The organism is Ruegeria sp. HKCCD7303, from assembly GCF_013111185.1.
GTDB lineage: Bacteria > Pseudomonadota > Alphaproteobacteria > Rhodobacterales > Rhodobacteraceae > Ruegeria.
In genome coordinates this window covers 1-25,990 of record NZ_WVRE01000012.1, presented here as the reverse complement: position 1 = coordinate 25,990, position 25,990 = coordinate 1, and the positions used below count along the sequence as shown (strand labels likewise).

Here is a 25,990-nt window from a genome sequence, read left to right as displayed (position 1 = left end):
TTTCTTAAGCACCGACAACATCGACACTGGTGTTCTCTTGCACCGTTACGGTGCCAAGGTTGCGAATGTGGCTTTCGACGACATCCCAGATCGGCGGGCCTTCAGTGCCTTCGTTGACACTGGCCCAACCAGCCACGACGTAGGTTTTCGACGGATCAATCGCTTCACCCGTTTTGAGCAGGGTCATTTCGCTGATCCGCTGCCCTTGTGGTTTGGTCACATCGATGCGGTAGCCAAGCCCACCGACACGGACCATATCGCCGCCCTGCTGATAGTAGGGATCGGGATTGAACAGGTTGTCACCGACATCCTCAAGGATCACATGGATGAATTCGCCCGTCATTTCTGTGCGATAGGCATTGGGATACGACATCGATGTGACGTTCCAGACGTCTTCACGCGTGATGTCCTGCCCCGGCAGGATTGAGGGTCCCCAACGGACGCCAGGCGACATCGCGATGTCTGCCTCACGCTCTTTGATCAGGGCATCGCAAATCAGGTCATCCCAGGTGCCGTTGAAATTGCCGCGGCGGTAGAGCAACGAATCCGTTTTGCCAATCACCTCACTCAGCGCAGCCTCGTGAGGCGCGCGCTGATCATTTATCAGAGCAGTGATCGCAGGATCAGGAGCGATGACGTCCGAGAAGATCGGGATCAGCTTGTGCTTCAGCCCCATCATCTGCCCGTCCCTCACGTCGAGATCCACGCGGCTGACGAACTTGCCGTTCGAGCCAGACGCGATGATATGCGTTTTACCGACCAGAACCGGCTCGGGCAGGGCGTCATGCGTGTGACCGCTGAGGATCACGTCGATCCCTTGCACGCGGCCTGCCATCTTCTTATCCACGTCAAAACCATTGTGGCTGAGGACGACAACGACATCGGCACCGGCATCGCGAACCTCGTCCACCATGGCCTGCATGTTTTCATCCCGGATACCGAATGAATATTCTGGGAACATCCAGCCTGGGTTCGCGATTGGCATGTAAGGAAACGCTTGCCCGATCACGGCGACCTTTGCACCGCCCCGATCAAAAAACTTATAGGGTTGGAACAATTCTGCAGGTTCGTCCCACTCGGCATCAAAGATGTTCTGACCCAAGGCCGCGAAGGGCAAACCTTCGACGATTTCGTTAACCCTGTCGCTGCCCAACGTGAACTCCCAATGGAAGGTCATAGCATCGGGTTTCAGAGCGTTCATGACATTGACCATGTCCTGACCGGCCGTCTGATAGCAGGTGTAAGAACCGTGCCAGGTATCGCCCCCATCCAATAAAAGGGCATCAGGACGGTCGGCACGAATGGCGTTGATGACAGTTGAGACCCGGTCCAATCCACCGACCCGACCGTAGGTCTTGGCCAGCGCAGAGAAATCATTGTAGGTCAGCGCATAGGCCGACGGGCTTCCATCTTCGATCCCGTAGGCCTTGCGGAACGCCGCCCCTGTGACATGCGGCATCTGCCCTCGCGCATCGCCAATACCCAAGTTTATCTCAGGTTCACGGAAATAGATCGGCTTGAGTTGCGCGTGGATGTCGGTGACATGGATCAGGCTGATATTGCCGAAGGTCTCGAACTCCAGCAGTTGATCCTGCGTGAGGCTTTGCTGCGCAGCAACCTTGGCCCAGTTGCCAAACCCGGACGCCCCATAAAGAGCCGAGGCTGCCATTGAAACCTGCAAGAAGTCACGTCGAGAAATCATCTATCCGCTTTCCTGTAACACATATAAATATGTGAATGTTATTTTCCTGAAAATCCCGCGCAGGACATTGCCCACGCGGGTCGTTCGTTATTGACGTACTGCTGGAGTTTCGACTGAAAGCCCGTTGCCACGCGAGGCCACATAGAGCTCAAGCGCACGGAACTCGTCCGATCCTTCGGCAAAAGTTTCCGCCCGCGTATCGCGAATACAGCCGCGGAAACGATTGTGGCGCGAGATCAGCTTGGCTTGTTTCAGACGATATGTCGGGAACCCATTGATCATGCCCTGGCTCAGGTGGTCGGCACGGATCATGTTGCCCCAGTTGTCTTCATGACAATTGGCGCAGCTAAGCTCCAGCTGACCATAGCGGGTGTAATACATCTCTTTGCCCTGTTCCCAATACGGGGCGGCATCGCCATCAATCGCGACATTCATTGGCATCCCGCGTGATTGCAGACCGATCAAAGCGACCATGCCCTGCATATCGCCCCCGGACCATTTCCAGGCATCGGCTTCCATGCGGTCCGTGCGGCACTTGTTGATCAGATCTTCCATGACGACCAGCTTACCAGTTTCGGCATCCACTTTCGGCATGGACGCCTGCAATCCCTTGAAGCTTTCCGCCCCATCGTGGCATGAGGCACAGCTCTCGCCAGCGGCGCCATCAACGGTCTCGAAGAGATCGGCGGCCTGATCGACGAAGATCATTGCAGGATTGTCGAAGTCATCAATTTGAAGCGCTTGCGTTTCATCCGTGCGAAAATGCCAACCCGAATAGATCGTGTCCAAATTTTCCAGATGTGCCGGAGCTTCGGTAACCGAAGTCATGTCCAACTCATCATTGATCACCAAATTGTCTTCGTCCGGTCCAGCCATCGCTGCAGCCGGGAAAACCAGAATTGCCGCGATCGCCGTAAGTGCCTTGGTATTCATTGCGTTCCTCCCTTGGTGGATCAGCGCCAGTTCCTCCTACCAGCGCTGATCTGCCTTAGTGGTCGAGCCGTCAGGCGATCTCGATCGTTTTCTTCTCATCGTAGACAGAGCCGTCATCATCGTACCAAGTGAAGACAAACTCACCGGCCTCGGGCACAGTCGCTTCGAACTGGAAATACGGGTTGGTCGAAATCGCCGGCTCCATCGTCACATCAACCACCATTTCTCCATTAAACTCGCAAGTGAAACGGTTGATGATCGAACGCGGGATGACGTTGCCTTCTTTGTCTTTACGCTGGCCGCTTTCCATCTTGTGGCTGATCAATGTCTTGATCGTAACGGTTTCGCCAGCAGCGGCTGTCTTTGGAACCTTGACGCGGGGTTTTACACCGGAAGCCATTGATTAATCTCCTGTTCTTCGAGGCGCGCGTGGCGATCAGCCGCCGCAGCCGCCGATTGTCACTTTTACGGTCGCAGACGCTTTGGCAAAGCTGCCATCTGCCATCTTCGCCACGGCAATGACATCCTGCGTTCCGGCAAGACGGATGCGGGTTGATGCGGCTTGCTCAGCAGCCAACGGACCGAAATTGAAGGTTGCAACGCCCGGTTCGGGGTTACCTGCAGCCACGATGAGAATTGCAGCTGCGCCCGGAGCACTGACTTCGATAGGTACAGTATTACCGTTTTCTGCGATTTCCGGTGCAGTCAATGTAACACCGCCGTCGGCCACATCTGCCCCGCCTGTAAATGCCGCAATGGCATCTTCAGCAGCTGCATTTGCCCGAAGCGGCATAATTGTCAGGAACGCGGCGCCCAGCCCAAGGGCCAGTGTCTCGCGGCGAGAGAGTTCCATTTTCAATCTCCTTTGATTCTTCGAAAATCCGCGCCTGAAAGCGCAGCTATTCTTCTTTCAGGGTCGCTAGAAACGCGACCACATCCTCGATTTCTTGTGCTGTCAGGATCGACGTCAAAGGCGCGGTTGGGGCTTTTCCGGTATAGGCGTCGCCCGGGCGGATATAGCCGTCATCCTTGTAGAACGCAGGCATCACCGTGCCTTCGAACGTCATCTTGGCATTTGCGACCAATCCGCGAAGTTCTGCTTCGGTCCAACGATCACCGGCGCCATCCAGCATTGGACCAACTTCGCCATGGAACGGGATGTCGGCCAAAGCCGAAACCGCGTGGCACGCGACGCAGTTGCCTTTTGACTTGTCCCCAACGATGAGCGCGCCATTAGCCGCGTCGCCAGCAGCACCGGTCAACGAAGCCTCAATGGCACCATAGTCGTCATAGGTTACGTCTTGCGGGTCTGTTTCTGCCGCAAATGCGGCAACGCCTGTCATTGCGCAGACCAATGTTAAGAGTCTCAGCTTCATGATCCCTCCCATTTGCTAACACGCCGACGGCGCCTTGCGACCCAAAGCCTTTGTGTACCGTAGTCGACGAGTACCGGTTGTCGCAACATTAAATTCATAATAATGAATTTTTTATTTATAACGGCAGCACTCAATCCTGAGAAACATTGTTTCGCTCTTGAATGCGCCGCGCATGATAACGTTGGAAATCTTCACCATTATCAAGCTCATATCGTTTTTCCTCGACCCAGGTGAAAAGGTCTAAGGTTGTTCCCTTTGAGAACGCTCCGGGCATAACAGCGACCGCAGCATCGATGGCTGTAGCGTCTTCTGGCACCTCTTCCGGCAGAAATACGAGCGTCGGGGTGAACAGAATCCCCCATTTTCGCATCAGCGCTCTTTGCTCATTTTCTTCCCCGTCAAAGTCGATGGCTGCGGTGCTGCCATGCAAATCCAGTTGGACGACAAAGAAATTCTCTTCGATGAACGCTGCAAGGTCAGGCTGGGGGAACACTTCTTCATGCATTTTCTTGCAATAGATGCAGCCTTGTTGCTCAATGAATAAAACCAACCGCTTGTCTTCGCTTGACGCCTCTTCAAGATCCTCACGAAGGTCTTTGAACGTGTCGCGCATCCACGGCGTTTTATGCAAACCGTCGTCGCCCAGTTCAGCGGCGAAAACTGCCCCGCCGATCAGACAAGCGATCAATACTGACAAAACTCGTTTCATGTCTTCCTCCCGAATTAACCAATGGCTGCCAGCCAAGGCATATGGTCGAGCATCCATTGTGCGACGTGATTGATGGAGTTGGTTGCGATGAGGATGCCGAAGAGCACCAGAAAGCCACCCATTGCCTTTTCGATGAGGGGCAAGTGCTTTCTGAACCGTGCCATCCATTGCATGAAGGGGCGGACCAGGAAGGCTGCCAGAACAAACGGTGCGGTCATTCCAACCCCGTAGACGAATAAAAGCACCGCTCCACGCCAGGCCGTTTCGGTTCCGGCCGCTGTAAACAGGATCGCGGCGAGCACCGGCCCAACACAGGGTGTCCAGCCAAAAGCAAACGCCAATCCAAGAACATATGCCCCAACAAGGCTTACATTTGATGTATCACCAACATCCGCTCGAAATTGGCGATAAAGGAAGCCGATGCGGATAATCCCCAAGAAATGCATGCCCATCACAATGATGATGGCCGCGGCGATCCAACGCAGGATGTCAAAATACTCTCGTACCAATTGCCCGAATATCGAAGCCGTCGCACCCAGCGCCATGAAGATCGTAATGATCCCGGCTGCAAATGCTATCGCAGAAAGCGTTGCCTTGCGACGAACGCCGCTGGGAATTGTAGAACCCGCAGATATCTGATCAATCCCGACGCCGGCCAGATAGCTAAGATAAAACGGCACGATAGGTAGGATGCAGGGCGACAGGAAAGACAACAGTCCTGCGACCAAAGCTCCTGCAAATGTAATGTCGAGCATGGTCAAATCTGTCCTGGCACGCTATCATTCACACATTCAAAATAATAAAAATATGTCGCTGCGGTCAATCGGAGCTTGAGATGCGTCACCTACTTCTGCTTTTGCTTGCAATCACGTTGCTTGTTTCTCCTGTGGTTTTACGGGCAGAAATAACGCTTTTGATGGCCGAGGAAGATGGGTGTATGTGGTGCGCACGTTGGGACGCCGAAATCTCGGAGATTTACCCCAAGACACCAGAAGGACATGCCGCTCCACTTCAGCGCATCGATCTCCACGCGGCTATGCCTGACGGCGTCGCATTGGAGCGCCCTCTCTACTACTCGCCAACCTTTGTTCTGCTGGACAATGGCCAAGAGGTCGGCCGGATCGAAGGCTATCCCGGCGAAGATTTTTTCTGGGGGTTGCTGGGCGTTTTGCTGCGTGACGCGGGGATATCGATTGAGACCTCTGGATAATCTGCGGCGCATTACATAAACTGTTATGAATGCGTGAAGCCAAGAAAGCGAGGCAATCTTGTTGGACAAACCATCGAAACTGCCAGTGTTCACAAAGGACATGTGCGCAGAAGACCTGGACAGAATGATGGAGAATGCTCAGACGGCGTCGAGTTTCCTCAAGGCAATTAGCCATGAAGGGCGCCTTATGATCTTATGCTACCTGTCCTCGGGTGAAAAATCTGTCACGCAGATGGAAGAAATGCTCTCGGCACGCCAGGCCGCCGTTTCTCAGCAACTTTCTCGCTTACGCTTTGAGGGCTTGGTCAAAACACGACGCGAGGGGAAAACGATCTACTACAGATTGGCGGATGATCGATCGACACAGATCCTGGAAGTCGTTTACGATCTATTCTGCAGGGAGAAGTAGAAGCCGCCAAAATACCCGCCAGCTTTGGGAGGAGACTGGCAATGTTTGAAGCATTGGGAGACGCCAACACCGTCGCCCTGATCGGTTTGATCGGTGGTATTGTGTTGGGCTTGGCCGCACGCATTGGCCGTTTTTGCACGTTGGGTGCAATCGAGGACTACCTTTACGCAGATGATGACCGGCGGCTGCGCATGTGGGCAATTGCGATCGGCGTAGCAATTGTCGGCAGCCACTCAGCCATGGCTTTAGGGTGGCTGGACCCTGTTGGAACAAGGTATCTTGCACAGACCTGGAACCCACTTGGGTCGATCGTGGGTGGTCTCATGTTCGGTTACGGAATGGCCATCAGCGGAAACTGTGGCTATGGCGCGCTGGCAAGGCTTGGAGGCGGCGACCTTCGATCATTCGTCATCGTTTTGATTATGGGTCTGTCTGCTTACGTTGTCATGTCCGGGCCCCTTGCATATTTGCGCGTTTGGGTCTTCCCCGAGGAAATGGATCTTGAAGGCCCCCAGAGCATTAGCTTCCTTGCCGAACAACTGACCTCTATCCCAGCTTGGCTCATTGGCGTGGTCATTGGCGTTGCGTTGATGATTTTCGCCTTGGCAAACCAGCGCTTCCGCCGCAATCCCGCACAGGTGTTTTGGGGATCTGTGGTTGGGCTGGCGATCGTATCTGGGTGGCTCGGCACGAATTGGGTTGCGACGCATGGTTTCGATGGTGAGCCAGTTCAAACCCACACCTTCGCTGCGCCCCTTGGCGACACAATATTCTACCTTATGACAGCCTCCGGAAACACTTTGTCCTTTGCGGTCGGATCAGTCTCCGGCGTTCTCATTGGTGCATTTTTGGGGTCCTGGTCCAAAGGTCATTTCCGATGGGAAGCATGCGAGGATCCACGTGAACTCAAGCGCCAGATGCTCGGCGCGGCGATTATGGGGCCAGGCGCGATCATCGCGGTCGGTTGCAGCGTCGGACAAGGTATATCTGCCTTCTCACTTTTGGCTTACAGCGCGCCTGTAACATTCGCTGCCATCTTCGCCGGTGCGGCGCTTGGCTTGAAACAACTCGTGTCTGGACTGTCCTTCATAACCGAGCGTTGAATTCACAGTTCAAATCAGAATTCACGTTTGGAGGACGGTTTCGGCGGTTCTCTATCGTTCAGAATCCGATCACCTTTGAAGGCACATAGTCGGTCAGCCAAGGCTATCCACCAGGACGGCTGGAAACTCACGTCGATATTGCAGGAGGTGATCCGTTTGACAGGCTCAACAATCCATTGATTATGTGCGCATGACCAAAGCTCAACGACCGCCAAAACCAAAACCCATTCCTTACACCCCGGAGCCGAACCGCTATGAGCGGATGGTGTATCGGCGATGTGGGCGGTCTGGTGTGAAGCTTCCTATTGTCAGCCTGGGCCTTTGGCATAATTTTGGCGCAGACTCCACACACGAAATCAAGCGCGCCATGTGTCGGACCGCGTTTGATCATGGGATCACGCACTTTGATCTGGCGAACAACTACGGTCCACCACCCGGTTCAGCCGAAGAGGCATTTGGCGAGATCCTCAAAACGGATTTCGCGGGTTACAGGGATGAGCTGATCATTTCCTCCAAAGCCGGCTACGACATGTGGCCGGGACCCTACGGAGAATGGGGGTCGCGCAAGTACATGATCGCGTCCTGTGACCAATCACTCGCGCGCATGGGGCTTGATTACGTCGACATCTTTTATTCCCACCGCTTTGACCCTGACACCCCGCTCGAAGAGACGATGGGCGCGTTGGATCATATCGTACGGTCGGGTCGCGCGCTGTACGCAGGTATCTCGAGCTACAACTCCCAACGCACGCGCGAGGCGGTAAAAATTCTCAACGACCTTGGGACACCTTGTCTGATTCACCAACCTTCTTACAATCTGCTCAACCGTTGGGTGGAGCGTGACGGTTTACTCGATACTCTGGACGATCTTGGGGTGGGATCGATTGCTTTCACGCCACTGGCACAAGGCATTCTAACGTCAAAATACCTACGCGATATTCCGGATGGCAGCCGTGCTACACAAGGAAAGTCACTGCTTGATGGAATGATCAACGAGCGGTCTCTGGCAAGTGTCCGTGCTCTGAACGAAATGGCTTTGGCACGCGGGCAGACCCTGGCGCAAATGGCCCTGGCCTGGGTGCTCAGAAGTGGGCGCGTGACGACCGCCCTTATTGGTGCGTCCCGCCCGGAACAAATCGTAGATTGCGCAGGCGTTGTTGATAATCTCGACTTCAGCGCTGACGAGTTGAAAAAGATCGATGAAATCAGTTCGGAAGAAGATATCAATTTGTGGGCGCGGTCTTCAGAAACAGAATGATCGTCCTTAGAACGTACGCAATGCCACGGCCTACAGAGCTTTAGACTAACGGCGGGTCCAACTTCTTCAGTTTACCCAAACAACTATCAAGAGCGATCGGCCCAAAGCGGCCATCTGCGACAGCCGCATCGAAGGTCCGCTTCGAGCCCATTTTGGCCAATGCTGCGCGATGCCCCAATGACCGCAACGCAGGAGCAAGCAGTCTTTGGAAAAACCGACTGCAGACCCAATGCGTCCGTATAGAAAGAGTCATGAATCCGCGTCAGCTCCAGCGATTAATGACATTCGCATCTCGCGTGGCTTTAGAAGCTTGAAACTCCCGTAGGCTCGAGAGATGAAACCTGCTTCTTGGAGTTGACCCAGATGCTATGCGACCGTAGACCGCGCAAGATTCCCGAGGTGAGCGAGATCGGACCGTGTCGCATCAACTTCGGGCTGCCGATCAAAAGGATTGTCGTTCATACGCACATCTGCGAGCCGCACGAGAAGAATAGTGAAGCGTCGAGTCGATCAGAAGATGCAGCGGGCCGCTTCCCGCCGCGATACGGAAGACTCACCTTCAGCGTTCTTTGACGGCGGCACAGGGTACTGAAATCAGGCACTGCACAGTCCGCCAGTCAGCCGCAGGCAACTACCCACGAAGCCCGTGGCTTGCCTCAGCTGCAGCCCGACAAAACCTTCAGGGTCAGACACGCTTGGAATGCGGATTCGCTGAAACTGTGGTGACGACCGCGCTTGCCTTAAGGTAGCGGTGTCCAATCTATCTCAGGATCAAACCAGATCGAAAGCGATCCTCGTTCTTTCAATGCGTGATTGTACGAAGGCCAGTTCCCGGTCTTGTACTTCGTTCGGGCCCAACTGGTCGTATCTCTCAGCTATCATGCTGGATTTATGAGGTGAATCCTTCAACCCATTTGGCAGCAAAGCAGCTTGGCTCCAGAATTGGCGACCCGTCAGTTGGGAAAGAATCACGAATCTAGCCATTCGGATTCCGGTAAGGGATCAGGCAATTTTCCGACACAGAATCGACCAAAATGCCAAATCTTACAATCCTGGCGTGTATTTCTCCGTGGTTTGGAGGATGCGGCGCCCTGACGGCGGGACCTAACCTTGTGGAAGGCTCCGTCGATATGGAGGGGGTTAGAACGCCGCGAATTTGGGCGGCATCCATCAGTAACTAGTGAGTTAACTAGGAGAGTAAAATGTTGAAGCTTTACGTAACGATGAAAACCATGGCACGCGACGAAAGCGGCGCGACCATCGTGGAATATGGTGTTGCTCTGACAATCGTCACTGCGATTGCAGTTGCCACTCTGACAGCTTTGGGCGCTGACGTTAACGGTCAGTTCACCAGCGCGGAAACCCTGATTCCTTAAGGAATACAAAGCACGCGGTGCGCTCAGCCCCGCGTGCTTATCGCCCCGGAAAATTTTCTTGATCCATTGGCAAAGTGCAACCGTTCCGATCGGTTCATTCAATAAACGCCAGGAAATAGCTGAAGGAGCACCAGATGAGACTCTCTGCCATTTTCACTGCATTGACGGGCCTAGTCGTAGCCGGAGGGTCGGTTTACGTCGCTCGGGATTACATTCAATTCGATACTCAGTCCGCAAATGTCGAGGCCGAGAGCGAGATGGTGAGCGTGGTCGTTGCATCGCGCGATATTTCGTTCGGCGAAGAAATCGAGCCCGGCGCGCTGACAACCATTGACTGGCCCCGTGGTGCCGTACCCGTGGGCGTCTTTACAGATTACGACGACCTGATTGCGGCGGCCAACATGCCGTCCCGTCGCGCCCGTCGCGCAATTACTCAGGGTGAACTGATACTGAACAGCAAGGTTTCCGACTTTGGTGAGAAGGTCACCATCGTTCAGACGTTGGGCGCAGATCATCGCGCCATGGCCATCGAGGTTGACGCCGAAACCGCCGTGGGGGGCTTTGTAACCCCGGGCGATCGGGTCGATGTGGTGATGACCACTGGTGAAAAAAGAGACATGCACGCCGTCACCATTTTGCAAAACATCAGGGTCATCGGTGTCGATCAGGAATCTGACGAACAGACCGACCAACCCGTTGTTGCGCGCACGGTTACTGTTGCCGTTACGCCTGATCAGGTCCAGCGCCTTGCCCTGGCGCAGCGTGCCGGTCGGCTGAGCCTGACCTTGCGGTCCATTGATGACACCGAGGACAAGACGCTGACTATGACGCGGTTGAACGATCTGCTGATTGATGAACCGGTTATTGCGCAGGACATCAAAGAACCGGTGCGCAAAACGATAATCCGGGTCCGCCGCGGCACCGAAGTGACTGAATCCATCATTAACTGAATCGACCAAGGAAGGTTTCGACCGTGTCCCTCGCTCAATTCATACGTCAATTCCGCAGCTCCGAAGACGGCGCGATCCTGGTCTTTGTTGCGGTGGCCCTGTCGGTCATGGTCGGTATGGCCGCCCTTGCATTCGACATTGGCCGCGTGACCACCACCCAGTCGGAATTGCAGAGCTTTGCGGACAATGTCGCCCTTGCGGCTGCGGGGGAACTGGATGGGCGCCCGGATTCAATCACGCGTGCCACCAATGCGGCTGCAAACATGATCCGCGACCGTCAAAGCTTTGGCGTGCGCAACAAGGATCAGCTGTTGTCCGGTGCAACGGATTACCAGCTACGGTTTTACGAAAACCCGCCGACAACTGCGACCGATCCCGCTCAACCCGCGCAACTGCTGGATTCGACCGATCCAGCCAGCGGACCGATTGCTGCATTTGTTCGGGTGACCGTCGACACGCACGAGGTTGCCACTCCGCTGGCGGCGGCAGCGGCGGCTCTTTTGGGCAATGCGCAGCCTTTCTCCAGCGTCAACGCCGAAGCCGTAGCAGGGTTCACCCTGATGGCCTGCGACATCACCCCGATGTTCATCTGCCTGCCGCAGCCCAGCCTCGATCTGACCGAAGGCCAGTTGATTAGAATGGTTAGCCAAGGCGGCAATGGACAATGGGGGCCCGGCAACTTCGGTTTTCTGTCTTCCAATCAGAATCTGGCCATCGATGCCTCCGGTGCCTGCGATCCTGCACCAAACGGTCAGGAAGATTCATGTGCTCTGGCGGCATCGCGCGCTGTTTCCATGTGCTTCAGCCAAAGAGGCGTTGAAACCAGACCGGGTCTGAGCGTGGGCAACATGGTGGCTGGCTTCAACACGCGTTTCGACCGGTTTGAATCTAGCGCCAAGCAGTTCAGCAACGGCTCGCGCTACGACGTCGACAATTTCGCCTCTTCTCCGCATGTCCTGGACGGCTGGATCACTGCAGGTAACGGAAACAGCTGCACCAGCCAGCTGTCGCCCACCTATGACGCGAACGGGGTCCTTGATCCGGCCGCGACCGTGGGTCTGCCGCTTGACGACTGTTTTGCCAGCGGCACTTGCCCATCGCCTCGTATCGGCAATGGCGTCTTTACCACTGGCCTAACCGAGTATCTGACTATCAACTATGGCGCTGATTTCAGCGGCCCTCTCCCGACCGGTATTCCGCCTTGGTTCCCGACTGGTGGCACCCGCTATGACATCTACAATGCAGAGGTCACCAACCAGGCCGCTTTGGAGGCTATCCTGACCGCCGGTGGCAAAGCTGAAAGCAGCATGCCTTCGTGCCAACCCCCGTCAGCTGGTCGCGCCGATCCTACGCGCCGTGTCATCACCGTTGCCGGTATCGATTGTGCGACGTTTGAGGACGAGCTTAACGGTGGGTCGGGCACCATTCCGGTCACCAGTTTCATCGAGATGTTCCTGATCCGCCCTTCGGAATCCGGCAGCACCGGTGCCAACGCGGTCATCTATGGTGAGGTCATTCAGACCGTATCGGATGGCATCGGCGGCGCCGGAGTTGGCGGCATCGTTCACGATCTGGTTCAGCTTTACGAGTAATGATCATGTTTGGTGCATCCCGTCATATCAGCAAAACCCTTGGCCGGTTCCGCAATGACCAGTCCGGCGCGGCGTTGGTCGAGTTTGCGATCCTTTTGCCAATCCTGTTGGTGACATTTGCCCTGATCGTCGAGGGGGGCCGGATATTCTGGTCTTATCAAAATGCAATCACGGGGGTTCGGGACACTGCCCGTTATGTTGGCCGGATCGCCCCGTCCGATATGTGCACTGCCTCGCCAAGCGCTGCAATCGGCGATTTCCAGGCCGCTGTCTCAAACACTCTGACATCGCTTTCGACCACTGACATTGCCGTCGGCCTGGATTCTCTGTCCCTCGAATGCGTCGGGCTTACAGGTGAATACCGTGTTTCGCCCACGCCAGTCGCCGTCCTGACCGCGTCACTGACAATTTCTAATCTGCCGTTCACGCCCCTGTTCCAACTGGTAGGAGGCTCGGCAACGGCGCAGATCCAAACCACGATCACAGATCGCAGCCGGGTGTTTGGACCATGACCCACTGCATTCGCAAAATAACCCGCGGAATGTCGCGATTTGTCCGTCAGGAAGATGGGTCGACGGTCACCGAGCTTGCCTTTGTCCTGCCGTTGTTCCTTTTGATTTTCCTGGGTCTGATTGATTTCGGCAGATTGGCCTTCCACTATGTGGCGGCTGAAAAAACAGCACAGGTCGCCGCTCGGATGGCGGCCGTGATGCCACCCGCATGTGGCGGTGTGCCGACAACCAACGCCCGGGGAACCTATACCGATATCACCGGCCCGCGGTTCGGAACCAATTGCAGTTTCGCCGCTGGCGTCTGCGTCGAACCGGCAGCCACCGTATGCACCGGTGCGGCCCCCGCGAATGCAGCTGCCCAGACCACCGTGACCGACATCTGGAACATGCTTCAGTTTGCCGTTCCCAACGATCCCACCGCAACTTTCGACGAAAGCAACATCACGTTCACCTACGATTTCGACCCGGAAATGAATTTCCTGGGTGGCCCTTATGTGCCGATGGTCACAGTGACGATCGAAGAACTTCCGTTCCGGTTCGTCTCTCCGTTGGGTTCGATCGCAGCGCTGGTTTTGGGCGGCTCAACGCCAGAAACCGATGCGCTGACCACCGCGACAACGGGTTTCAAAATATTTTCCGACTTTAGCGCAACCCTTCCTGGCGAAGACCTCGCCAGCGGAGTCAACGGTTAAATTTCTAATCATGGGAGCTGAAGAATGACGCAAAAATCATTAGCCCTAATCTCTGACAATGAGGCGATTAAGAATTCAGTCGCCCAGGCCGTCGACCGGTTCGATGATCTTTCGCTAGAGACACATTCCGGGACCTTGTCTTCGGTAAATGGTCGCGCCTGTGATCTGATGGGTAAAAATGACCTGCTGGTGTTCAGCTTTTCAGGCGAATTGGAACTGGAAACTGTCAGCGATCTTCGTCGTGGCTCCGGTTCGCGCGGCACCTTGCTGGCACTTAGCGACCGGGACATCTCATTGACCGAAGCGCGTGCGCTGAGCAAATCGGGTGTGGATGAGATTCTGCCCTATCCCATCGGGCAGGACGAACTGGCCGACCAGATTCAACGTCTGACGGTTGACAAGTCCTTGCTGCCGACAATTTACTCGCCGCAACCGCAGCGGCTGGGACAGATCATTAGCGTATGCCCGGCCCGTGGTGGCATAGGCGCGTCGACGCTGTCCATCAACCTGGCCGACCAGTTGCAGGGTTATTCCGGCATCTTCCGGAAAAAGACGCAAAACAAGGTCGCCGTCGTAGATCTAGATTTGCAATTCGGCACGGTCGCGACGTCCTTGGACTTGCAGCCTTCTTCCGGGCTTTTGAGAATGGCCCAGGATGGGGTCATGCCGGACCGGACGTTCCTTCAGCAATCTCTGGTGCAACATGCGTCCGGTTTAGAAGTCCTGAGCGCGCCCGAGGAATTCATTCCTCTGGATGTTCTGACACGCGAACAGGTCAGCGCGTTGATCGAGACTCTGCGACTGGAATTCGACTTTGTCGTCATTGATCTGCCACGTGTACTGGTCGATTGGCTGGGCGCAGTTGTGACCGCGTCCGACCGGATGCTGATGGTGGGCGACAGCTCGGTCTCTTCGGTGCGTCAAGCCTGCCGTTTGATCGAATTCTTCACAAAAGAGCGGCTCGAACCTCCGGTTGAGATCGTCATCAGCCAGGAAACGAAACCGACATTCCGGTCAAGCCAACATGTCGAAGCCCAAAAGGCGCTGGAACGCGAATTGCGCTTTTGGCTGCCTAGCGACGCGCGCCACGCAAAGCAGGCGCTGGATCGGGGTCAGCTCTTGTCGCAGGCCTCAGGCAACTGTGCCTTGTCCAAGGCGATCCGCACAATGGGCCGGAAAATCATGAATGAAACCATGGTCGGCAAAACCGACCTGAGAAACAACGCAGCCTAATTGGAGTCAAAGGGATGTTTGAAAAGTTTACACGCGCTGGGCGAACCAATGAGGCCGAAGTTATCCATCTGAACCAGCATGCTGATCGACTGGCCGAGGACATTCAGCCAGACACCACAGCAGAAGATACCGAACTCGCGGACTGGCTTGAGCTAAAAAGCACTTTGCACGAGGCTTTGCTGGAACGGCTGAACCTTTCGGTGATCGAAAAGGTTGAAAAGGACGTGCTGCGGCGCGAAGTCGCCGGGGTTGTTGGTGGCGCTCTGTCACAAACCGGCAGGCCGCTGAATACCGAAGACTTCAACCGCATCGTCGAAGAACTCTTGGACGAAATTCTGGGTTTTGGCCCATTGGAGCCATTGCTGGCCGATCCAACGATCAACGACATTCTGGTTAATGGTTATCAGACGGTCTATGTCGAACGCTCTGGTCTGCTGGAGCGCGTGCCGGTGCGGTTCCGCGATGAAAAACACCTGCTGCGGGTTATCGACAAGATCGTCAGCAAGATCGGGCGGCGCGTCGATGAACGCCAACCTTGGGTGGATGCCCGGCTGGAAGATGGCAGCCGTGTCAACGCAATCATCCGCCCCTGTTCTATTGATGGCCCCAGCGTTTCAATCCGTAAATTCGCGCAGTCGAAGCTGACGATGGAAAAGCTGGTCGCAAATGGCGCTCTGAATGATGCCGCCGCGCGGTTCCTGCAATCGCTGGTCTATGCGCGCTTGAACGTTCTGATCGCCGGCGGGACGGGGTCGGGTAAGACAACGATGTTGAACGCCCTGTCTTCGTATATCGACCATGGCGAACGTGTCGTCACCATCGAAGACGCCGCAGAACTGCAACTCCAGCAGGAGCATGTCGTCCGCCTGGAAACACGCCCGCCGTCCCCGTCCGGCGACGGCCAGGTTATTCAGCGCGATCTGGTGCGCAACGCGCTGCGTATGCGTCCTGACAGGATCATTGTCGGCGAGGTTCGCGGAGCGGAAACATTCGACATGCTTCAGGCCATGAATACGGGCCATGATGGCTCGATGACAACTGTACATGCGAACTCGGCGCGCGATTCATTGGGTCGCCTAGAACAGATGGTCACGATGACGGGTATCGAATTTCCCGCCGCAGCCATTCGATCCCAGATTGCGTCGGGGCTGCACTTCATTGTGCATCTGTCGCGGTTGGCGGATGGTTCGCGCCGCGTCACCAGCATCTCGGAAATTACCGGGATGGAAGGTGAGATCATCACCATGCAGGACATCTTCGTATTCCAGAAAAAGGGGCGCGCGGAAAACGGCGAAGTGCTTGGTCAGTTTGTTCCCACCGGGATTCGCCCGAAATGCTATGATTTGCTGACAGCTGCTGGTGTCGATCTCGAACCCGAGATTTTCCGAGTATCAGGAGGCTGAGGCATGACCAGTATCAACACCGCAGAACTTCTTAACTATCTGACGCTGGCTTGCGTCTTCGTCGGAATTTTCATGCTGATTACCGGGGTGTTCCACTTTGCCCGTCGCGGTGAAAACCATGCAGAGGCCCGCAATCGCCGGATGCGCATGGTCCGGCAAGGCGTGTCCGATGAAGAACGGCTGGCCTTGCTGCTTCCTGAGACCCAGACAGGCTTTTTTGCGAAAATTCCGTTTTTTGGGAATTTGCCGGATACATTGATTCAGGCGGGACTGCATGTTTCAGCAAAGAATTTCGTGCTGCTTTGCCTGTTTGGTACTCTGGCGATCGCTACCGCCGGTATGATTTTCCTACCGCCTTGGCAAGCGGCTCCGATTGCGCTCATCCTGGGTGTAGTTTTGCCTGCTTTGATCGTGAAATCTCGGCAGGCTGAACGCCAAAAAGCTTTGACTAGTCAGTTGCCCGATGCGCTAGAGCTGATGGCGCGCGGCCTGAGAATTGGCCATCCGGTCAACACCTCGATCAAAGCCGTCGCGGACGAGATGCAAGATCCGATAGGGTCCGAGTTTGGTATCATCTTCGACCAGATCAGCTTTGGTGATGAGCTTCCCGACGCGGTTCAGGACTTTGCAGACCGGGTCGGCTCGGAAGATGCACAATACCTGGCGGCGAGCATGGCGATCCAACACGGTACCGGTGGCGATCTGGAGCGGATCGTGTCCGTTCTGGCCACTGTTGTCAGACGGCGCATCGCGTTGCGCGCGCGGATCAAGGCCATTTCCGCAGAAGGACGGCTGTCCGGGTTTCTTCTGTCGATCATTCCGCTGGTGATCATGGGGTTAATGTCGATCAACGCGCCGGGATATTACACCGATGTCAGCGACGATCCCGCATTCATTAAACTTGCAGTGCTGGTTGTCGTTCTGATGGTCTCGAACGTCATCATCCTGCACAAACTCGTTAATTTCCGTATCTGAGGACAGTTTCATGGAAAATATTCTGGAAATCATTTCGCTTCGTTTCGGTTGGCCAGCCGAAACAATTCTGCTGACCGTCTTTGGCCTTGGCGTTTTGCTGGTGTTTGTTGCCGTAACCTCGGCGTTGAGCCGCCGCCATCCAGCGGCCGTCCGCATCGCCAATCTGCGCGCCCAAAGGTATGAAGCCCGCAATGACCGTGGACTGTTGCGGGAGACTCTCGTCACCCCTAAAGGTCTTTTTAAGGCCGCACTGCCCAGTAGGGAGGCTGAGCGGCGCAAGATCGAGGATCAGCTGATTCAGGCCGGGCTGACTGGTCGGAATGCCTTGCGTATCTACACACTAACGCGGGTTTGGCTTGGAATTTTCGTGCCTATGATTGTGGGTCTGCTCATCGTTGCCTCAAGAACGCCTGGCATCCCCGTTCCCAGCGCGATTACTGGCATTTTTGAATCCATCAGCAAAGCCAACGCTATTCAGCTTATTGGTTTGCTGACGGCGGTCGGATATTTTGTTCCCGCAGCCTGGTTGAAGCATCGCCGCAAAGAGCGTCAGCAACGTATCCGTGACGCATTTCCGAACGCCCTCGACCTGTTGCAGATATCACTTCATGCCGGTCTGGGCTTTGATGCCGCCATGACCCGGGTCGGGAACGAGCTGGCGCTGGCCTCCCCTGATCTGGCGTTTGAGTTTCTGAACACCCAGCACGAGATTCAGGCCGGGCGTCCCCGCGCAACTGCGCTGTCTGACATGGCGCGGCGTACAGGGGTTGATGAAATCCAGTCTTTTGCCACTGTTGTCCAGCAATCCATACGCTACGGGACCAGTATGTCCGAAGCTCTGACCACCTATGCGTCTGAAATGCGGGACTCACGCGAAACACGGGCACAGGAACTGGCAAACCAGCTACCGGTAAAGATGTCCGCTGTTCTGGCCGCGCTGATGCTGCCGACGCTGATCATCATTACCGCCGCACCTTCGATGATTCGATACTTCCGGGGCTTTGGGGCGTAGAATTCCCGGCCGTATCCGCCGTAATCGCGTGTTCGGGCAGGTCATGTTTCCAAAACGAGGACAAAACGGGCGTCTAGTTTCGGCAGATTTTGCCCAGTTTAGAGAGAAAAGAGTAAGCTTTTAGGTAGTTAAGTGGAGTCCGGCCACACAAAAAATCGCGACGCAATCGACGGGTGGGGGTGTTTGTCGAAAGGAGTGATCGGGTTTCGGTCAATGTTAAACGGTATGAATAGTTTGTTTTCGGCGCATCGTTTCGCGCCCGGTGCAATGGCACCAACGTCAGAACTTCTTAAAGTCGTAGCTGTCCTTTGCCAGGCGACTCAGGGGAAAGTCCCACTGCTAAATGCACTGCGCGAAACAGCTCGCGCAATTGATGCGGAAGTCGTTTCAATCAGCCGGGTGGACCTGCAAGGCAATCAGAATTCGGCAAAAGTGCTGAGCTACGACGCCAATCACAAGACGCCGGACAGTTTCAGCGGTTTCGACTTCTGCATCGCGCCTGCCATCTACGGCAACAACATGAGCCGGGCCAAACTGGGGTCGGCTTGGTTCGGCAAGCTCGATGACCTTTCTGAATACGAATATCTATCAGAGTTCTATGAGTTCCGCAGATTTTACGAGTCCGTATCCATTTTGCTGGAAAGGCAAAATGGTGTCGCCGACTTTCTGGAATTGCATTTTAGCCACCCCATCTCTTCGGCTGTGGTTGATATACTGAGCGTTCTGGGCCCTGTTCTGTCGGATTGCTGGAAGAAAAGATCTCTTGGTCGGTTTTCCGAAGCGAAGCAGAAAAACACGCGCCGAAAGCTTATCAAGAAAGAACCAAAAAGCATTTTGTCTATGGACAACCCTTGTCGGCTGAGCCGCTCGGAATATCGGGTTTGCGTTTTATTGGCGCGGGGATTGAACAACAACGCCTTGTTGTCCGAGTTGTCGATTTCAATTTCGACACTGCGTACGCATCTTCGCAATATCTACGTCAAAACAGAAACGTCCTCTCAACCCGAATTGATCCATGATTTGTTGACCCCGATGGTCAAGCGCCAATCGCTGACTGCGAGTAGCGAAAATGTCGCCTGAAGTCGCGCAGTTCGTCCCCTTGATCGTCATTACTCCGCTTTTGGCTGCAATGGCATGGAATGACCTGAAGAACCTCAGGATATCCAATAGGCTGGTGCTGATTATGCTCGCCGCTTTTGTCCTCTCCACGCCCGTGTTTCTATCCTTCCACGAGACGTTATACCGCGCGATCTTCGGCGTCGGCGTATTTGTCGTTGGTTTTCTTGGTTTCATGCTGCGCCTGTGGGGTGGAGGGGACGTAAAGGCAATCGCCGCGCTGACAATGTTTGTGCCCAGCTACTTTCTTTTGCTGTTCTTCTACACTTTCACCCTGTCCATGGTCGTGGGCATGCTGTTTGTGATCACAACCCGCTCGATAATTGGATTTCCGGAATGCCGCTGGCTCGCAATGCGACCAAAAGCCAGCTATCCGATGGGTGTATCGATAGCCATGTCGGGTGTGTTATTGCCCTTGGTTGCGATGGGTTTGGGGTAGAAATTTTAGGGTGGTCTTAGGCCTCGTAGCAAACAAAAATCGGTTGCTGGACTGCTATGGCAGAAAGGAAGCCCTTTAGGTTTTTGTCGTAGCAGGTGGCAACGCGTCTTCAGGCTTTCAACCAGCCAAACATGATCTGGTGTGGTGAGCACTACATCGCCTTATGAGCTGTGAGGAAAGTTCAATTTTTGCGGTTTTCAGGTTTTTGGCGACAACGCTTAGGCCAAATGGGTTTTGGGGTAAAACCGACAAACAGCACCGCGTTGGAGCCGAATGATCGCTTAGCAATTGGAAGGCTCTCCAATTTGCGTCTGCAAAGAATGTCCGGTTGACGCCATTGCTCCGGATGCTGGGCATCGATTCAATGGCTGCAAAGAGGCTAAATGTCGTCATTAGGTGCTTGAGTGCGAACAGCAGCTTTGTCCGCAAGGCAGACATTGGGCGTTATTAACTGAATGCCCGCATCGAGCCCAAAGTAACCGATGCTGCCTTCTGCCCGAACGTCATTACTGCGCAGAAAGCTGACTTTGCAAAGTTGCCGTTCAACGTTTCGCTTGCCCGACCTGACCGTCCCAGATGGTCGGAGGCTCTTCTTGGAAGTGCGGCACTTTAGATTGTTGTCCTAATTGAGGCAAATTTAGGTACAGAGCATTTTTGGGCTACGTCAGCCAACGTAAACGCCAGGGAATATGGGCAATACGAAATCCAATTATCCAGATGACAATTGACGAACTATTGGTCGACTAATCTCATTGTCCGAGCAAAACCTACCATGCGAGCTTCAGCGCTGCTTTCGTTTGACCGAAATAATGCATCCAGAATGTTTTGGATGCCTTGCAGGCACATCCCGTGCCATTGCGTCCACGTTTCCCAGGTGCCGTAACGCTCCGTTGTTCAGCAACACGCCTCGCCCAGCATCATAACGGCGCTGTCCAAATCCGCTGGCAACGCATTCCCAGTCTTCCTTGGCCGCCGCGTTGCGGAATCTCGGTAGGTCGTGCGGGTCATGTCGTCCAGGTGTTGCTGCGACGTGATCGTGTTTCTTCGCATTGCTTTGGTGCGTTAGATGGTGGGTCACTTGTGTTGTGCCAGGTTGCTGGACAGTACCGGTTGTCGGCCTCGGCTTAGGGCGCATGATTGTCACGACGCCTTGTGGCTTCGGATGCCCTGGGACTGCCACGTGAGTTGCCGTCGGTTTTGGTGTCAACTGTGGAACCTGGCCAGGAACCGCCGTGGGAACCTGATTGGGGGTTGCGGTTGGGACAAGCGGTGGTGTCGCCGTAGTACCGCTGGGTTGCGGAACACGGCCGGGCACTGCGACCGGAATCTGGTTTGGTGTTGCAGTTGGGACGAGCGGTGGCACAGCAGTTTGTCCAGTGGGCTGAGGTGGGACCTGACCAGGAACTGCGACTGGTATTTGGTTTGGTGTTGCGGTGGGCACAAGTGGCGGCACCGCTGTTGGGCCGGTGGGTTGAGGCGGAACCTGGCCAGGGGTAGCGACCGGAACTTGATTGGGAGTTGCAGTCGGAACTTGCGACGGCACCGCGGTAGGACCGGCGACCAATGGTGGAACCTGATTGGGAACGGCTGTCGGAACCCGGTTTGGTGTCGCGTTTGGTGCCAAAGGCGGAGCTAGAGTTGGCGCTACTACCGGCGTGGGAACCTGACCAGGAACCGCTATCGGTGTCGCAATAGGAACCTGACCGGGAATTGCGTTCGGGACCGCGCCCGGCGCAAGGACTGGAACAGTAACGGACGTGGGCGTTTGCTGCGTTCCCTTAGGCGGCAACTGATTTGCCACCGGCTGAGTTGGGCCAGTAACTTGATTACCTGCCCCTTGCCCACCAGCCTGCCCGCACCCTTGGCTCGACTGGTGTGGGTTCCCTACACCTCGGCACCACCCGTAGTGATTTCCGCGGGCAAAGACCTGAGTAACGGCCAGTTCTGTAATTAGACAAGTTGCGGTAAGTACAGCAATTCGGTTCAGTTTCATAACATTCTCACCAACTTGTTGTCAGAGCAAGATACGCGCCAGGATCGCCAGAGTCGGTCAAAGGGCCGTCTCTCAAAGGGACACCGACATATCCGGACAGAAATAGATTTTTCTTAAACTCAATGTCCAAACCCAGACCTGTCGACGCCAGTGTAGCATTATCAACTTCGAAACTCGCAGGGTCATTGTTCGAGATGTAACCCACGTCGAAAAAGGCAAAGGGCGTTAAGCGATGTATGCTCTGGGAACTGGGGAAGTAGGAATGAGACACTTCGAAAATCGCGGAAATCCCGGAATCGCCATCCACTTCGTCAAAACGATATCCGCGCAAAGCATAACGATCACCAAGGAAGTACTCTTCGACCGAGGGCAGCCGGTCTGTTGTGTACTGCCCCCAGATCTCGGTTCGCCAAGCTGTGTTGGGAGACAAGCCCGTTAGCGGGCTTTCGTATCCGACGCCGCCTCGTAGATGCCAGAACGAAGAGTCCCCGTCGTCAAAATTCGCGTCTGTCGTGTCGTTGTCATTGTCACCAAAAGATAAGGTTAGCCCCGCTTCCAGAGCTTGTCCCTTTGGATAGTTTTGCCCGTAAAGATATGTAAGGCCAACGACACTCGCGTCACTGGATAGTGGAACGCCACCACTGACTGAGTCCGCTTTTGAAAGGCGATAGTCCAACAGAAGATACCCATAACGGGCCACATCGCGGATCACGGGGTAACCCATCGCGACTGTGAAGTTCTCGCCGTCAATATCTGTTCTCGCAAAGTCCCCCGAGAGGTCACGTTTTGCGTTTATGTTCCCGTAGAAGATCTCACCGTACAGACCATTGCTGTTCAGCGGCGTGCGATAGGTAAGAGCGCCCCATAAAGAGTGTTCATCGTCTTTGTCCCAATTGTAATTGCCTGATCCCTCAAATCGCAGCAAATCCCCGACGGTCAGCGTTGAATAAAACTCTTGTACGACATAGAAGCTGAGCGCTTCTCCAAGCTCACGCGGAGGGTTGTCGAGTGTCGCACTACCGGCTTGTTTGCGCAGAGGTTCTCCCAATACCCTCAGCCGAGCACCAGCCTGATCCGGGTAATCAAGTTCGGTCGACACGTCCAAATCGGGTATGTCCTCGGCTAGCATAACCGCCCGCTCAAATCGTTTGAGAGTTATTGGATATGCGGTGGTGAGGGGCTGAAAAATCTTCTCTAGTGTTTTGAACGTGCGAGTATCTACGCCTTCAATTTCGATGGTTTGAATGCGCCCTTCATCAACAACTATGCTCTGCCCATCGGGACCAGGCCACGCCTCAGCTAAGAAGTAGCCGTCTTCTCGGTAGATCTGAGTGATCGTTGATGCGACCTCCACCGCTGTAATGCGCCCTGATCGATCAAAGGCCAACTGACCGGCAAAAGTTAACAGCTCATCCGCATCATACACCGTTACGCCGCTGACCGAGTGCTGGGATGCGATGTCCCAGGTTTGGGCAATGCTACTTCTTGGAACTGATGCAGTGGCCACAAGAGTGCAAATGATCGCAAAAACAACTGATCTGAATACGCGCATTTTTGACAACCTTAAAGTGACTGAGCATGTTGAAGTCCAATGTTATTATGTGGTTCGCATGTGTGAACCTGACGCTACTCGAATGTATTGATGGGTGATGTTTTTAAGAAACACATTGAACAGAACGCAGATTTACTTATTACGCCGCACATACGACGGCGCTGAATTACACAAACCGGCTTTTCAACAAGTTAGAGTAGAGAACTAGTAGGACAGTCCTCACAATTCCGGTTGCTCAAAAACATAAAGCCGCGATTTCTTGGCATCGTCTGTTAGGACATAGAGAAGCCCTTTGGTCTCATCGATAGCGATTCCTTCGGGATGTTTAACTTCCTTTTGTTTGCCATCTTCTGTGAACGTCAAACTGATAGACTTTACGGACTTGGACTCTGGATTGTAGACGAAGATTTGACGGCCTTTGTCACTTACAATCCAAAGAGAACGTGAGGACGGGGACCATGCTAGGCCGCTCAAATCCAGTTCATCATCATCTACACGCTCGGAGATAAAACCTGCATCGCGGGCTAAAGGAATGATCTCAACAATTTCGTCTAGCGCTGGTGATACGACCATTAACAACCTTGGTTGTCCTTCAATGCCAATGAAGACCCGCCCCGATTCCGGGTCAACAGCGATACCTTCGGGTCCCTTGTTTAATGGGTTGCCAACGAGTAATTCAGCGGCGGCCGAGTAACCTTTAAGAGATGTGAGAGGTATTGTTGTCAATTGAATGGGTTCGGTTGGGTGAACGACTAGAATTGATCGGTCAGTTTCCTGAAGCACCAAAACAGACCCATCCTTTCGAGGTGCAACACCCTCCAAATCTGATCCTGCCAATGCTGGCAACTTGAAAGAGTTTCCTAATACCCCGTCGACTCTGAGTAGGTGCAGTTTAGGTTCGGCATCACTTACAGACCACAAGAAGCCTTCAGCGTTAGACATTGCCAAACCGGAAGGCTCTGAAAATCCCTCTGATTTGTCTGCCACCTTGAATTTATCGACCAGAACCAAACCAGCACTTTCGGCGTAGGCAAAATTGGTCCAAGGCAAGAAGGCTGCCGCAACCGAGCTGGCCGTAAAAGCGAGTCGTCTAAGTTTGCAGAAACACCGTGAAATTTCAGCTTTTGACGAAAACACTCTGTTTTCTGTCATTGGATTCTCTCGCGCTTGGACCACATCCCTGTATCAGCGTTCGTATCACAGTCCGGATACGATGTCCGAAGAATGCACTGTAATCTCTTTACCTGATCCCGCCTGTTGCGATTGAATTGAATAGGGCACGATGTGCCTTTGGTTAAGCGTAAGCCTTTGGCGTGAGCAGGGAGGAAGACAAGTTGAATACGACCCTCACATTTGTGACCGTGTTGTTGATGCTGCTGTTGCCAGGTGCTGCGGTGTCACAAGTCGACCCTGCGACGATGCTGGCCGGGGCTTCGGGGTCGGAAATCGTTATCGAACGCCGGTGGACGCAGTTTCGTGGCAAACAGGAACTGTATTTCTTTACTCTCGATGTGATCGTCACGATCATTCTGGCTGGCTTGATCGTATATCATCCGGTGAGACGTAAAGCCCGTAGAAGCGTCCGCGACATAGTTATGCCAAGGCTTTTCTTCCTGTATGCGCTTATCGGCATGGCGGTTGGTTTCCTGGTGGTTCAGCACGGATCGATGATCGGGTTCGTGATTTTTGGAATAGGAGCTCTGTTAAGGTTCCGATCAAATATGGATGACCCGGTCGACACGGTGGAAATGATTATAGTCACCGTGCTTGGGCTGGCGGTAGGGCTGGGCTTACCCTTGATGGCCACACTGGTGGCGGTTGTATGTTGGTGTTTCATTTGGTTGGGTGGCCGAAACAAAGGTGTGGAAATCTTACTAAAGGGTTCTGACGAAGAGCACTCATTGAAAGTCAGCGGGGACATTGAAGCTATGGCCGCAGACGCTGGCTGGAAGTTGGTCAGAAAACACCACGTCCCCGGAAAATCTCGCGTTTCTTTGCTTTTCATCACCTCGGGTGGACTTTCGGAAGCCCGGATAGAAGAGATGATAAATGATCTGGTCCCTGAAAAAGTCGAACTGAAACTCAACCTCTAGTCATTTCACAAGGTCTAAGCGTTTCAACACCGCATTCGGGGATCTGATCTCTTTCGGGAGCGACTTGAAGTTTACCGACCTTTCGAAGTCAGGGCCTCGATATACGGCTATCTCAAACTCTCCGTTCGGCTGGAACGTAACATGAGTGAAGCTGTGAGGTGATCTGGCGCTATCGCCAATAAGCCGCCGCGGACCACCTCCCAAACAAGCTTGAGAGACATAAGCCACACCGTCTTTCCAACCGGGGTAGAAGGCATGATGGTGGCCTGAAAGATGCAGAACAACACCGCTTTCCAGATAGATTTTTTCAAGTGTTGGGTCACCGATGATTTCGCGTTCGCGCTGGATCGCG

Annotated in this window: 26 protein-coding genes and 1 pseudogene; 16 read left to right on the top strand and 11 right to left on the bottom strand. The window is 54.4% G+C overall.

Annotated elements, in window-relative coordinates; genetic code table 11:
* Positions 1-4: 4 nt before the first annotated feature.
* The 7 genes from soxB to GS630_RS20830 all read right to left on the bottom strand — a co-directional run bounded on the left by soxB (position 5) and on the right by GS630_RS20830 (position 5,475).
* Entirely contained in the window at positions 5-1,702 is a 1,698-nt protein-coding gene (gene soxB, locus GS630_RS20860) for a thiosulfohydrolase SoxB (RefSeq protein ID WP_171181847.1), read from the bottom strand.
* Between the two features lie 87 nt (positions 1,703-1,789).
* Positions 1,790-2,635 (bottom strand): sulfur oxidation c-type cytochrome SoxA, encoded by an 846-nt coding sequence (gene soxA / locus GS630_RS20855; RefSeq protein WP_171181849.1) that lies wholly within the window; start codon positions 2,633-2,635, stop codon positions 1,790-1,792.
* Between the two features lie 70 nt (positions 2,636-2,705).
* Positions 2,706-3,035 (bottom strand): thiosulfate oxidation carrier complex protein SoxZ, encoded by a 330-nt coding sequence (gene soxZ / locus GS630_RS20850; RefSeq protein ID WP_170380046.1) that lies wholly within the window; start codon positions 3,033-3,035, stop codon positions 2,706-2,708.
* A gap of 36 nt (positions 3,036-3,071) precedes the next feature.
* On the bottom strand, positions 3,072-3,488 hold the full coding sequence (gene soxY, locus GS630_RS20845) for a thiosulfate oxidation carrier protein SoxY (protein ID WP_058275041.1): 417 nt from the start codon (positions 3,486-3,488) through the stop codon (positions 3,072-3,074).
* Between the two features lie 46 nt (positions 3,489-3,534).
* The gene (gene soxX, locus GS630_RS20840; protein ID WP_171181851.1) at positions 3,535-4,011 is read right to left on the bottom strand and encodes a sulfur oxidation c-type cytochrome SoxX; all 477 of its coding nucleotides are present in this window, start codon (positions 4,009-4,011) and stop codon (positions 3,535-3,537) included.
* Positions 4,012-4,141: 130 nt separating this feature from the next.
* Positions 4,142-4,720 carry a thioredoxin family protein gene (locus GS630_RS20835; RefSeq protein ID WP_171181886.1) on the bottom strand — a complete coding sequence of 193 codons (579 nt, stop codon included), beginning with the start codon at positions 4,718-4,720 and terminating at the stop codon, positions 4,142-4,144.
* A 14-nt stretch (positions 4,721-4,734) separates the two neighbouring features.
* The gene (locus GS630_RS20830) at positions 4,735-5,475 is read right to left on the bottom strand and encodes a cytochrome c biogenesis CcdA family protein (protein ID WP_171181853.1); all 741 of its coding nucleotides are present in this window, start codon (positions 5,473-5,475) and stop codon (positions 4,735-4,737) included.
* An 80-nt stretch (positions 5,476-5,555) separates the two neighbouring features.
* On the opposite strand from GS630_RS20830, the gene GS630_RS20825 reads away from it, so the two are divergent.
* The 4 genes from GS630_RS20825 to mgrA all read left to right on the top strand — a co-directional run bounded on the left by GS630_RS20825 (position 5,556) and on the right by mgrA (position 8,700).
* Positions 5,556-5,930: a hypothetical protein gene (locus GS630_RS20825; protein WP_171181856.1), complete on the top strand. Its 375-nt coding sequence runs from the start codon at positions 5,556-5,558 to the stop codon at positions 5,928-5,930.
* A 100-nt stretch (positions 5,931-6,030) separates the two neighbouring features.
* Complete coding sequence (locus GS630_RS20820; RefSeq protein WP_170514663.1) at positions 6,031-6,339, top strand: metalloregulator ArsR/SmtB family transcription factor; 309 nt, start codon at positions 6,031-6,033, stop codon at positions 6,337-6,339.
* A gap of 41 nt (positions 6,340-6,380) precedes the next feature.
* Complete coding sequence (locus tag GS630_RS20815; protein WP_171181858.1) at positions 6,381-7,442, top strand: YeeE/YedE family protein; 1,062 nt, start codon at positions 6,381-6,383, stop codon at positions 7,440-7,442.
* 226 nt (positions 7,443-7,668) lie between these two features.
* The gene (gene mgrA / locus GS630_RS20810; RefSeq protein WP_371809127.1) at positions 7,669-8,700 is read left to right on the top strand and encodes an L-glyceraldehyde 3-phosphate reductase; all 1,032 of its coding nucleotides are present in this window, start codon (positions 7,669-7,671) and stop codon (positions 8,698-8,700) included.
* Between the two features lie 499 nt (positions 8,701-9,199).
* Here the strand turns inward: mgrA and GS630_RS20805 are convergent.
* Positions 9,200-9,575, bottom strand: a pseudogene (locus GS630_RS20805) (transposase); the annotation flags it as partial.
* 327 nt (positions 9,576-9,902) lie between these two features.
* Here GS630_RS20805 and GS630_RS20800 point away from each other — a divergent pair.
* The 11 genes from GS630_RS20800 (at position 9,903) to GS630_RS20750 (ending at position 20,000) form a co-directional block, all read left to right on the top strand.
* Entirely contained in the window at positions 9,903-10,076 is a 174-nt protein-coding gene (locus tag GS630_RS20800; protein WP_171180515.1) for a Flp family type IVb pilin, read from the top strand.
* A 134-nt stretch (positions 10,077-10,210) separates the two neighbouring features.
* Positions 10,211-11,026, top strand: a complete 816-nt coding sequence (gene cpaB, locus GS630_RS20795; protein ID WP_171235430.1) for a Flp pilus assembly protein CpaB — start codon at positions 10,211-10,213, stop codon at positions 11,024-11,026.
* A gap of 23 nt (positions 11,027-11,049) precedes the next feature.
* Positions 11,050-12,618, top strand: coding sequence for a Tad domain-containing protein (locus GS630_RS20790; protein WP_171621209.1), 1,569 nt, complete (start codon positions 11,050-11,052; stop codon positions 12,616-12,618).
* A 5-nt stretch (positions 12,619-12,623) separates the two neighbouring features.
* The gene (locus GS630_RS20785) at positions 12,624-13,130 is read left to right on the top strand and encodes a TadE/TadG family type IV pilus assembly protein (protein WP_171180509.1); all 507 of its coding nucleotides are present in this window, start codon (positions 12,624-12,626) and stop codon (positions 13,128-13,130) included.
* Between the two features lie 29 nt (positions 13,131-13,159).
* Positions 13,160-13,822 (top strand): TadE/TadG family type IV pilus assembly protein, encoded by a 663-nt coding sequence (locus GS630_RS20780; RefSeq protein ID WP_171180507.1) that lies wholly within the window; start codon positions 13,160-13,162, stop codon positions 13,820-13,822.
* Between the two features lie 24 nt (positions 13,823-13,846).
* Positions 13,847-15,055: an AAA family ATPase gene (locus tag GS630_RS20775; RefSeq protein ID WP_171235429.1), complete on the top strand. Its 1,209-nt coding sequence runs from the start codon at positions 13,847-13,849 to the stop codon at positions 15,053-15,055.
* A 14-nt stretch (positions 15,056-15,069) separates the two neighbouring features.
* Entirely contained in the window at positions 15,070-16,458 is a 1,389-nt protein-coding gene (locus GS630_RS20770) for a CpaF family protein (protein WP_171621210.1), read from the top strand.
* A gap of 3 nt (positions 16,459-16,461) precedes the next feature.
* Positions 16,462-17,433 (top strand): type II secretion system F family protein, encoded by a 972-nt coding sequence (locus GS630_RS20765; protein ID WP_171180501.1) that lies wholly within the window; start codon positions 16,462-16,464, stop codon positions 17,431-17,433.
* 10 nt (positions 17,434-17,443) lie between these two features.
* The gene (locus GS630_RS20760) at positions 17,444-18,445 is read left to right on the top strand and encodes a type II secretion system F family protein (RefSeq protein ID WP_171621211.1); all 1,002 of its coding nucleotides are present in this window, start codon (positions 17,444-17,446) and stop codon (positions 18,443-18,445) included.
* 225 nt (positions 18,446-18,670) lie between these two features.
* A complete protein-coding gene (locus GS630_RS20755; protein ID WP_171621212.1) occupies positions 18,671-19,525 on the top strand; it encodes a LuxR family transcriptional regulator in 855 nt (284 codons plus the stop codon).
* Positions 19,515-20,000, top strand: coding sequence for a prepilin peptidase (locus GS630_RS20750; RefSeq protein WP_171180488.1), 486 nt, complete (start codon positions 19,515-19,517; stop codon positions 19,998-20,000). The genes GS630_RS20755 and GS630_RS20750 overlap by 11 nt, the downstream gene beginning before the upstream one ends.
* A 2,000-nt stretch (positions 20,001-22,000) precedes the next feature.
* On the opposite strand, the gene GS630_RS20745 is transcribed toward GS630_RS20750, so the two are convergent.
* A complete protein-coding gene (locus GS630_RS20745; protein ID WP_171712220.1) occupies positions 22,001-23,545 on the bottom strand; it encodes a ShlB/FhaC/HecB family hemolysin secretion/activation protein in 1,545 nt (514 codons plus the stop codon).
* 219 nt (positions 23,546-23,764) lie between these two features.
* On the bottom strand, positions 23,765-24,697 hold the full coding sequence (locus GS630_RS20740; protein ID WP_171712218.1) for an SdiA-regulated domain-containing protein: 933 nt from the start codon (positions 24,695-24,697) through the stop codon (positions 23,765-23,767).
* Between the two features lie 182 nt (positions 24,698-24,879).
* Here GS630_RS20740 and GS630_RS20735 point away from each other — a divergent pair, with 182 nt between their 5' ends.
* On the top strand, positions 24,880-25,638 hold the full coding sequence (locus GS630_RS20735) for a hypothetical protein (RefSeq protein WP_171712216.1): 759 nt from the start codon (positions 24,880-24,882) through the stop codon (positions 25,636-25,638).
* Here GS630_RS20735 and GS630_RS22295 read toward each other — a convergent pair.
* Positions 25,639-25,990: hypothetical protein (locus GS630_RS22295; protein WP_216604516.1), on the bottom strand; the 352-nt coding region annotated here is incomplete at its 5' end. It lies immediately after the preceding gene.